The 9,416-nt window shown below is 68.7% G+C and carries 6 protein-coding genes; 2 read left to right on the top strand and 4 right to left on the bottom strand.

Annotated elements, in window-relative coordinates:
- Positions 1-19: 19 nt before the first annotated feature.
- Positions 20-1,702, top strand: coding sequence for a multidrug ABC transporter permease/ATP-binding protein (locus DOM67_RS17725; protein WP_110678369.1), 1,683 nt, complete (start codon positions 20-22; stop codon positions 1,700-1,702).
- 4 nt (positions 1,703-1,706) lie between these two features.
- On the opposite strand, the gene DOM67_RS17730 is transcribed toward DOM67_RS17725, so the two are convergent.
- The 4 genes from DOM67_RS17730 to DOM67_RS17745 all read right to left on the bottom strand — a co-directional run bounded on the left by DOM67_RS17730 (position 1,707) and on the right by DOM67_RS17745 (position 8,000).
- A complete protein-coding gene (locus DOM67_RS17730; protein ID WP_110678371.1) occupies positions 1,707-2,681 on the bottom strand; it encodes a TIGR03915 family putative DNA repair protein in 975 nt (324 codons plus the stop codon).
- A gap of 7 nt (positions 2,682-2,688) precedes the next feature.
- Positions 2,689-3,948, bottom strand: a complete 1,260-nt coding sequence (locus tag DOM67_RS17735; RefSeq protein WP_110678373.1) for a putative DNA modification/repair radical SAM protein — start codon at positions 3,946-3,948, stop codon at positions 2,689-2,691.
- 145 nt (positions 3,949-4,093) lie between these two features.
- A complete protein-coding gene (locus DOM67_RS17740) occupies positions 4,094-6,097 on the bottom strand; it encodes a RecQ family ATP-dependent DNA helicase (RefSeq protein ID WP_110678375.1) in 2,004 nt (667 codons plus the stop codon).
- A 148-nt stretch (positions 6,098-6,245) separates the two neighbouring features.
- Positions 6,246-8,000, bottom strand: coding sequence for an MFS transporter (locus DOM67_RS17745; RefSeq protein ID WP_110678377.1), 1,755 nt, complete (start codon positions 7,998-8,000; stop codon positions 6,246-6,248).
- 200 nt (positions 8,001-8,200) lie between these two features.
- On the opposite strand from DOM67_RS17745, the gene DOM67_RS17750 reads away from it, so the two are divergent.
- Positions 8,201-9,382: an AAA family ATPase gene (locus DOM67_RS17750; RefSeq protein WP_110678379.1), complete on the top strand. Its 1,182-nt coding sequence runs from the start codon at positions 8,201-8,203 to the stop codon at positions 9,380-9,382.
- Positions 9,383-9,416: the final 34 nt, after the last annotated feature.

Raw genomic sequence — 9,416 nt, forward strand, 5'->3', positions numbered from 1 at the left:
CGCCACCGACAGGATCGGCATGGAACTACTGCGCGTCGTCTTTCGTCACTACCGCTGGCCGTTCGTCGGCGTGATGCTCCTCAGCCTTCTCAGCGCGGTGCTGGGGATCGGCGTGATCGCCTTCATCAACCATGCGCTGATCGCCACCGAGGGGAGTGTCGGCGACAGCCGCGTGCTGACCACCCTGGTGCCGTTCATCGGCCTGGTGGCGCTGCTGCTGGCGGTGACCCTGGGCTCGCAGCTGGCGCTCACCACGCTGGGCCATCACTTCGTCTACCGCCTGCGCGAGCGGCTGATCAAACGCATCCTCGACACCGACATCGAACGCCTGGAGCAGCTCGGCAGCGCCCATCTGCTGGCCAGCCTGTCGAGCGATATCCGCAATGTCACCATCGCCTTCGTGCGGCTGCCGGAGCTGGTCCAGGGGGTGATCATCACCCTGGCCTCGGTGGCCTATCTGCTGTGGCTATCGCCGCCGCTGCTGATGGTCACCGCGGTGTGGATCGCCTTCACCATGCTGGTGGGGTGGTGGCTGGTATCGCGGGTCTATCATCATATTCATATCACCCGCACCACCGACGATCGCCTCTATCGCGACTACGAGACGGTGATCCACGGCCGCAAGGAGCTCTCGCTCAACCGGGACCGCGCACGGCATCTGCTGGAGGAGGTGTATGACGCCCATGCCCGCACCTACCGTGACCACATCATCCGCGCCGACACCTTCCATCTGAGTGCCGGCAACTGGACCAATATCATGATGCTCGGTGCCATCGGCGTGGTGTTCTTCCTCGCCAACGGCCTGGGCTGGTCCAATACCGCGGTCGCTGCCACCTTCTCGCTGACGCTGCTGTTCCTGCGCTCGCCGCTGATCCAGGCCGTGGGGGCAACGCCGACCCTGATCACCGCCCAGGTCTCGTTCGACAAGCTGCGCGAGCTGGAACTGGCGCCTTACCGGGCCTCCTTCGATCTGGTCGAGGATCACGGCGAGTGGCAGACGCTGTCACTGCGCGGGGTCACCTATCGCTACCCCGAGCGCGCGGGGCGCGAGGGCTTTGCGGTGGGGCCGCTCGATCTCGCGCTCACCCGTGGCGAGCAGGTCTATCTGATCGGCGGCAACGGCAGCGGCAAGTCGACCCTGGCCAAGCTGCTGACCGGGCTCTACCGGCCGCACTCCGGCGAGATCCAGGTCGACGGCGTGGCGGTCACCGAGGCCGAGTGGCCGCGCTATCGTCAGCGCTTCGCCGCGGTCTATACCGACTTCCATCAGTTCGATCGGCTGATGGGGCCGCGCGGCGGTGCGGCCGATCCGGCGCTGCTCGACAACTGGCTGGAGACGCTGCAGCTGGCGCGCAAGCTCGAGCTGGACGCCGGCCAGGTGCTGGATACCGAGCTCTCCCAGGGGCAGCGCAAGCGTCTGGCACTGCTGATGGCGCTGGTCGAGCAGCGCCAGATCTTGCTGCTCGACGAGTGGGCGGCGGACCAGGACCCCCAGTTCCGCCGGGTCTTCTACCGCGAGCTGATGCCGCGCTTCCGCGAACTTGGCATCACCGTGTTCGCCATCAGCCATGACGACCACTACTTCGCCCACGCTGACCGCCTGCTGGAGATGCGCGACGGCCAGCTGTTCGAACTCACCGGCGAGGCGCGCGACCTCGCCAGCCGCGATGCGGTGGCGCGGATCGACACCGCCTCTCCTTGATCGCCTAGCGGCGTGCTGGCGGCAGCGTCTTGCCCTTGCGCTCGCCGACGCTCGCCTCCTGTGCCAGGCGCCGCCCACCGTGGCGGGCGCGGGCCTCGAGTTCGGGGATCAGGTCGCCTTCGCTGAGATGACGCCAGAAGCGTTGCGGCATGTGCTGGGTCATGACCCGATGATTGAGCCGCGCCGGATTGAAGGTGCTGACGAAGTAGGTGCGCCAGAGCGCGTGCTCGCTATCCTCGCCGGCGGTCTGGGCAGCTCTGGCCCTGGCCGCCCAGGCTGGCGGGCAGGGTGTGCGGTAATCCAGCTGTTCGCCGTTCCAGGCCACGCCGCCCCGCGGGGTGGCGATCAGGAAGGGGTTGCTGCCCAGGCGGTCGGCGAAGTGCTCGGCACCCAGCTCGAGCACATCGTGGGCCGGCTCGAACCAGGCGATGAAACTGGCTTTCGACTCTTCCACGCTCTGGTAATCCTCCCTGGCATGGAACTCTTCCCCGCCAGAGGCTCTCTTCGCGCCCCGCGCATCCGCCTCGTCTCCATCCGTGTCGTCGCGATAAAAGCGCAGGAAGGCGTGCATATGGTGCGCCTCGCGCTTGACCGCATGGTGGCGCTGGTGCAGCACGCGGCCATCGACGTCGGCGGCGTGGATGGCCGCGCGCTCGCCCTGGTGCAGGCGCCACATCACCCGGTAGAGCAGCGCCCAGCGGCCCTGTTCGCCCTCACCGCAACGATAGCGGGAGGCGCGTTCGAGCAGGGCCAGGTCCTCACGGGCGATGCGCACCGGGGGCGGCGGCACGCTCGGCTCGGGCAGCCTGATAGCGCCGGCCTCGGCGCTGGCGAAGAGATCCTCCTGGACCTCGCGGGCATCCTCCCATATCACCGCCGCCGGCGGCACGCCGGCCTGCAGCAGGCGCCGGGCGGCGTCGCGCCACTGGCCGAAGTCCGCGGCGGGCACGACCCAGGGCGTGGACGAGGCAAGCGTCATCACGGGCTCACCACAGTGCCATCTGCGCCGGCTGCGGCGCGGTCAGCTGCTGGCGCAGGCGGGCGCTGTCGCGCTGGCCATCGGCGGGGCGGTAGTCTTGGGTCACCACGAAGGGGCGCAGGATCTCTATCCGGCAGCGCAGCGCGATCAGATCCTGAAAGCGGATTCGCCGGTGGCGGCGCAGCTCGACCAGCCGCTGCACGCTCCTCAGGCCGATCCCCGGCACACGGGCGATCAGCGCCGGCTCGGCGCGGTTGAGATCGAGCGGGAAGGTGTCGCGATGGGTCAGCGCCCAGGCCAGCTTGGGGTCGATGTCTAGTGCCAGATTGCCCGGCTTGCCGAGCAGCTCCGCGGCGGCGAAGCCGTAGCCGCGGATCAGGAAGTCGGCCTGGTAGAGCCGATGCTCGCGCAGCAGCGGCGGGGCAGCCTGGGGCAGCCCGGCGGGGCGTTCGGGGATCGGGCTGAAGGCCGAGTAGTAGACGCGCTTGAGCCGGAAGCGCTGATAGAGCTGTTCGGCGGACTGCAGGATGGTGCGGTCATCGGTGGTATCGGCGCCGACGATCATCTGCGTGCTCTGGCCTCCCGGGGCGTAGCGTGGCGCCATGCGCTTGGGGTTGTCGCTGCGCGGCGGGTGCTTGGCCTCCTGCGTGGCCGCGTCGTTGGCGGCATCGATGCCCTGGCGGATCTGGCCCATCGCCGAGTGGATGGTGCCCAGCTGCTTCTCCGGCGCCAGGGTCTTGAGGCTCGTCAGCGTCGGCAGTTCGATATTGGCGCTGAGACGGTCGGCGTAGCGCCCGGCCTCCTCCAATAGCCTGGGGTCGGCCTCGGGAATCGCCTTGAGATGGATATAGCCGCGGAACTGGTGGGTCTCGCGCAGCAGCCTGGCCACCTGGATCAGCTGCTCCATGGTGTAGTCGCTGGAGCGGATGATGCCCGAGCTCAGGAACAGCCCGCTGATGGTATTGCGGCGGTAGAACGAGAGCGTGAGCCGCACCACCTCTTCTGGCGTGAAGCGGGCGCGCGGGATATTGCTCGAACGGCGATTGATGCAGTACTGGCAGTCGTAGAGACAGAAGTTGGTCAGCAGCACCTTGAGTAGCGAGACGCAGCGGCCATCCGGAGTGAAGCTGTGACAGATGCCCATGCCGCTGGAGGCACCCAGCCCGGCCTTGCCGCGGGAGGTGCGATTGGGCGCGCCGCTGCTGGCGCAGGAGGCGTCGTACTTGGCGGCATCGGCCAGGATGGAGAGTTTGTCGATCAGCTCCATGGCGCACCTCGAGCAGGGGGAGACGGCAGCTCCGGCCCCTGGCCGACCCTGGCAGGGCGGTCCGGGCCGAAAGCGCGTGGCTCGAGGTACTGTACTCAAAAACAGTGGTTTTGCATACAGTATTCGGGTGAGCGTCGACGCCCGATCAGTTCGGTGTCTCGCCGGCGGCCAGCAGCGCCTGACAGCGATCACGAATCTCGCCGTAGGGGTAGGCCTCGAAGCGCGCGAACCCCGGCAGCTGGCGCGCCTTGAGCGGGGTGAACAGCGGCATCGCCAGCCCGCACAGAAAATGCGCCATGCGCTGGGGGCCGGGGGCCTCGCCAAGGGTATCGCGGTGGCGGGCGATGAACGGCGCCAGCGCCTGCTGCAGCGTCTGCGCATCGGGCTCGGGCAGCGGCGGGGCCGGCGGCAGGCTGGCGATACGGCCGTGGCATACCGAGCAATGGCCGCAGCCAGTAGTATCCACCGGTGGCGCCTCGCCGAAGTAGGCGGCAAGGCGCCAGGTCAGGCAGGTGGTGGACTCGAACAGGTCGAGCATGGCGTGCAGCCGTGCGATCTCACTCGCCTCCCGCGCCTGGTACTCGGCCAGCAGGGTGTCGCTCAGGCCGTCGATGTCGAACTCGGGCGTCAGCACCTCGTAGACATCGGTCATGCGCTTGGCTTCCAGCACCACCCAGCCCTTCTCCTGGAAGTACTCCAGCGCTGTGATCACCCGCCCCCGGGAGGCGTCGAGCCCGGCGGCCGCCCCGGCCTGGTAGAGGCGCTCGAAATCCACCGTGCCCCAGGTGCGTGCCATCGGCACGTTGTCGACGATCAGTTGCACGAAGTCGGCGCGCTCGCCTTCGAAGCGTGCCACCAGCGTCTCTGCAGGCTCGACGTAGCGCAGCCGGTACTCGGCCAGATAGGCGTAGCGCGGCGCGATGACGCCGTGCATCTCCAGGCGCACCAGCAGCGTCTTCAGCGGCAGCAAGCGCACATTGCTGTCGCGCGAGAGGGTGTTGAGCAGCACCGGCCACTGGCGCTCCGGCCGGGCGCCGGCGGTGGCGATCTCATCGAGCACGTGACGAATGCCGGCGCGCTCCGGGGTATCGCCATAGACGAAGTTCTCCAGCACCCGCAGGCCGTCGCGGCCGGCCAGGGTGAGGCAGCGCGAAGGCTTGCCATCGCGCCCGGCGCGGCCGATCTCCTGACTGTAGTTCTCGATCGACTTGGGCAGGTCGTAGTGGACCACGTTGCGGATATCGCCCTTGTCGATGCCCATGCCGAAGGCGATGGTGGCGACGATGCAGGCGAGCTCGCCGTGCATGAAGCCCTGCTGGATGGCGTCGCGGGTCTCGCTGTCGAGTCCGGCATGGTAGGCCCGCGCGGCGATGCCTCGGGCGCTGAGATCGCGGGCGACCTGCTCGGCGCTGTGCTGCAGGGTGACATAGACGATGGTGGGCGCGGCAGCGCCCGGCTGCTGCTGTGGGGCCAGCCAGGCGGCCAGGGCCTCCAGGCGCTCGGCGGCCGGCACCGGCTGCACCAGCAGTTCGAGATTGGGGCGATGGAAGCCGGTGGTGATCACGTCCTCGGCGGCGATGGCGAACTTGTCGCGCATGTCGTCGATCACCGCCGGGGTCGCGGTGGCGGTGAGCAGCAGCGCCTGGGGAATGTCGAACTCGCGCTGGTAGTCGGGCAGCTTGAGGTAGTCGGGGCGGAAGTTGTGGCCCCACTCGGAGATGCAGTGGGCCTCGTCGATCACCAGCAGCGAGATCGCGATCTGGCGCAGGAAGTGGCGGAAGCGCTCGTTCTTGAGCCGCTCCACCGAGACCATCAGGATCTTGAGCTCGTTGCGCCGCGCCCGCTCCATGATCTCGCGCACGGTGTCGCGGTCCTGGGTGGAGTCGATGCTGGCGGCGGCCACGCCGTGGCGCTGGAGAAAGCCGAGCTGGTCCTGCATCAGCGCCAGCAGCGGCGAGACCACCAGGGTGAGGTGGGGCAGGTGCAGCGCGGGGAGTTGATAGCACAGCGACTTGCCGGCGCCGGTGGCGAAGATCGCCGCGGTCGAACGGCCGCCGATGACGCGTTCGATCACCGCGCCCTGGCCGCCGCGGAAATCGTCGAAACCGAAGACGCGCTGCAGGGTCTGACGGGCGGTCTCTTGGGTCATGTCGGGCTCCCTGGGTTGGCCGATGCAGCGCGGCCGGGCCCGGCGCTGCGGGGGCGCAGTATCGCACGCCCGGATGACGCTTGCAGGTCGCTGCCGAGTCGGCGGGACGAACGGCCGGCGCGATGGAAAGCGCCGGCGTGCAGCTCAGCTATCGAGTCGGGATATCGCGCCGTGGCCAGGGGGCGCTGGTGGCGTCGGCCGCCGTGGCCGGCTCATCCGGCGGTTCGGTCTGGTTCGGGGTCAGGGTCGCGTTGGCGTGGCGCGAGGAGCGGTAGCTGACGCCGTGACGCGCCCGCGGCGGCTCGTTGCCGGCATGCAGTGCGGTGACCCGTTCGATGATCGCGCGGTCGCCCAGGGTCATGCGGTCGAGCATGCGCAGATGCTGCAGCCAGTTGGGTACCAGGAACACCTCCTGCCACAGGTCGCGGTCGACGATATCGCGGTAGAGCGACCAGCGCTTGGCGCCGTTGCGCAGGCGCAGCTTGCGCAACGGCCGCACCGCACGGGCGAAGTCGCGCAGATGCTCGGCGTCGATACGGTACTCGATGGTGACCATGACCGAGCCGCGCGCCGGGTCGAACTCGAAGTCCGGGCGCTCGGTGTGCACCTCGGGCGCCTCGATCAGGCCGCTGGCGTCGAGGTCCGGCAGCCGCGAAGGCAGGAACAGCAGCGCCGAGAGCAGCAGCAGTGCGCCGGCCAGCAGCAGCGCCATATGCACCCCGACTCCCTCGGTCAACTGGCCCCACAGCAGCGAGCCCAGGGTCAGCCCGGCGTAGAGCGCGGTCTGATAGAGCGCCAGCGCGCGCGCCTTGACCCAGTCCGGCACCAGCACCTGCACTGCCGAGTTGTAGGAAGCGACCGCAGCGATCCAGCAGCCCCCGCCGATCACCAGCGCCGGGAACAGCAGCCACAGCCTGTCGACCCCGCCGAGCATCAGCATCACGCCGCCCAGCAGCATGGCGGCGACGCTGATCAGGCGGCTGCTGCCGAACCGCTGACGCGCCCGGTTGACCAGGGTACTGCCGGCGATCGCGCCGATCCCCAGCCCGCCCAGCATGTAGCCGTAGAGCGAGGCGCTGCCGCTGGGGTGCTGATGCGCCAGCAGCGGCAGCAGCGCCCAGATGGCGCTGGCCGAGATGCCGAAGATGAAGGCACGCAGCATCACCAGCCGGGTGACGCTGGAGTACTGCACGAAGTGCATGGCCGCCTTGACCCCCTCCCACAGCCGCTCCGGCGGCAGCGACTTGGGCAGCACCGCGCGCTTCCAGCGCCACAGCGCGGCGAGCAGGCCGCAGAAGCAGAGCACGTTGAGCAGGAAGATCCACGCCGGCCCCACCGCTGCCAGCAGCAATCCACCGATGGCCGGGCCGATGGCGCGGGCGGCGTTGTAGTTGACGCTGTTGAGCAGTACTGCGCTGGAGACCAGATTGCGCGGCACCTGCTCGTTGACCGCCGCCTGCCACGCCGGGGTGGTGATCGCCGCACCGATCGACACGCACAGGATCGAGGCGAGCAGCAGGGTCGGCGAGAGCAGGCCGAGAAAGGCGATCAGGGTGATGAAGGCGCCGCCCAGCAGCTCGATGATCAACCCGAACAGCATCACCTTGCGGCGGTCGTAGTTGTCCGCGATCACTCCGGTGACGATCGACATCAGCACCAGTGGCAGCGCCGCTGCCACCTGGATCATCGCCACCAGCAGCGCGCCGCCGGCGCTGGAGGTGACCACCCAGGCCGCCGCCACCGACTGCGCCCATACCCCCAGGTTGGCGAACAGGTTGGCGATCCAGATCATGCGGAAGGCGGGGACGCCCAGCGGCGCGAAGGTGCTCACGTCCGCCGGGCGCGGCGGCGTCTGATCGGGTTCGAGGGTCAGATCGCTTTGACGGGAAACGGGTTGCAGCATGGCGGGCTCGCTGTCGGCAGGCGAATCGGAAAGCCAGGGTTCAGTGGCTAAACATTAGCATCCTGTGTAGTTCCCCCCGCGTCCAGCGCGATCTTCGCCTGCGTGCGTCAATGACGGGAGGCGCTATCGCATCGGGCGTCGATGATAAGGTGTGGGCTGCCACGGCAGATCTCGGCGTCCGTCAGGGAGTTCTCTCGACCATGATCAACACCTTCGCGGTGTCTCACTATCGCAGCCTGAGGCAGATCGTCTCGCCGCTCTCCGAACTCAACGTGGTCACCGGCCCCAACGGCAGCGGCAAGTCCAATCTCTACAAGTCGCTGCGGCTGCTGGCCGACACCGCGCGGGGCAACCTGATCGCCTCGCTCGCCCAGGAGGGCGGGCTCGACCACACCTTCTGGGCCGGACCGGACACCCTGACCCGGGGCATGCGCGAAGGCAGTGTCCCCATCCAGGGTGGTCCGCGCCGACGCAGCCCGCGGCTGCGGCTGGGCTTCGTGGGCGAGACCTTCGGCTACGCCATTTCGCTGGGCATGCCGTCGCCGCAAGGGTTCGCCGGCTACCAGGAGCCCTCCCTGTTCCAGCTCGATCCCGAGATCAAGCGGGAGTGCATCTGGGCGGGTGAGGTCTATCGGCCCAGCAACTGTCTGGTCGATCGCCAAGGGTCGACGGTCAAGGTACGCCAAGGACGTCAGTGGCGGGTGTACGACGCCCATCTCGATCCGCGTGACAGCATCCTGAGCGAAATCAGTGACCCGGTCGCCGTGCCCGAGGTACACGCCGTGCGCCAGGCGGTTCGTGGCTGGCGCTTCTACGACCAGTTCCGCAGCGATGCGCACGCCCCCGTTCGCACGCCGCAGATCGGCACCCGCACCCCGGTACTGGATCATGACGGTCATGGGCTGGTGGCCGCACTGCGCACCATCCACGAGATCGGCGACCGGCAGGCACTGCACGCGGCGATCGAGGATGCCTTCCCCGGGGCCAGGCTCGGCGTCGAGGCCGATGGTGGCAATCGCTTCCTGCTGCGGTTCCAGCAGGAGGGCCTGCTGCGACCGCTGAACCAGGCGGAGCTGTCGGATGGCACGCTGCGCTATCTGCTGCTGGTGGCGGCGCTGCTGACGCCCCGGCCGCCATCGCTGATGGTACTGAACGAGCCGGAGACCAGCCTGCATCCCGATCTGCTGCCCGCCCTGGGGCGGCTGATCGTGCGTGCCTCCCGCGAGACGCAGGTGTGGGTGGTCTCCCACGCCCCGCGCCTGGTCGCGGCGCTGGAGCGCGATGCCCAGTGCAACGCCATCGCCCTGGAGAAGACGCTGGGGGAGAGCGTGATCGTCGATCAGGGCATGCTCGACGCACCGCCATGGCAGTGGGCGGATTGAGGCCCAGGGCCTGGCGGTGCGCCTGGCCGGAGGC

This window comes from Salinicola sp. RZ23 (assembly GCF_003206675.1).
In the GTDB taxonomy this organism is placed as follows: Bacteria; Pseudomonadota; Gammaproteobacteria; order Pseudomonadales; family Halomonadaceae; genus Salinicola; species Salinicola endophyticus.

Coding starts and splice junctions, on each gene's coding strand:
- DOM67_RS17725 (WP_110678369.1), top strand. CDS start 20: ATGGAACTACTGCGCGTCGTCTTTCGTCACTACCGCTGGCCGTTCGTC.
- DOM67_RS17730 (WP_110678371.1), bottom strand. CDS start 2,681: ATGACGCTTGCCTCGTCCACGCCCTGGGTCGTGCCCGCCGCGGACTTC.
- DOM67_RS17735 (WP_110678373.1), bottom strand. CDS start 3,948: ATGGAGCTGATCGACAAACTCTCCATCCTGGCCGATGCCGCCAAGTAC.
- DOM67_RS17740 (WP_110678375.1), bottom strand. CDS start 6,097: ATGACCCAAGAGACCGCCCGTCAGACCCTGCAGCGCGTCTTCGGTTTC.
- DOM67_RS17745 (WP_110678377.1), bottom strand. CDS start 8,000: ATGCTGCAACCCGTTTCCCGTCAAAGCGATCTGACCCTCGAACCCGAT.
- DOM67_RS17750 (WP_110678379.1), top strand. CDS start 8,201: ATGATCAACACCTTCGCGGTGTCTCACTATCGCAGCCTGAGGCAGATC.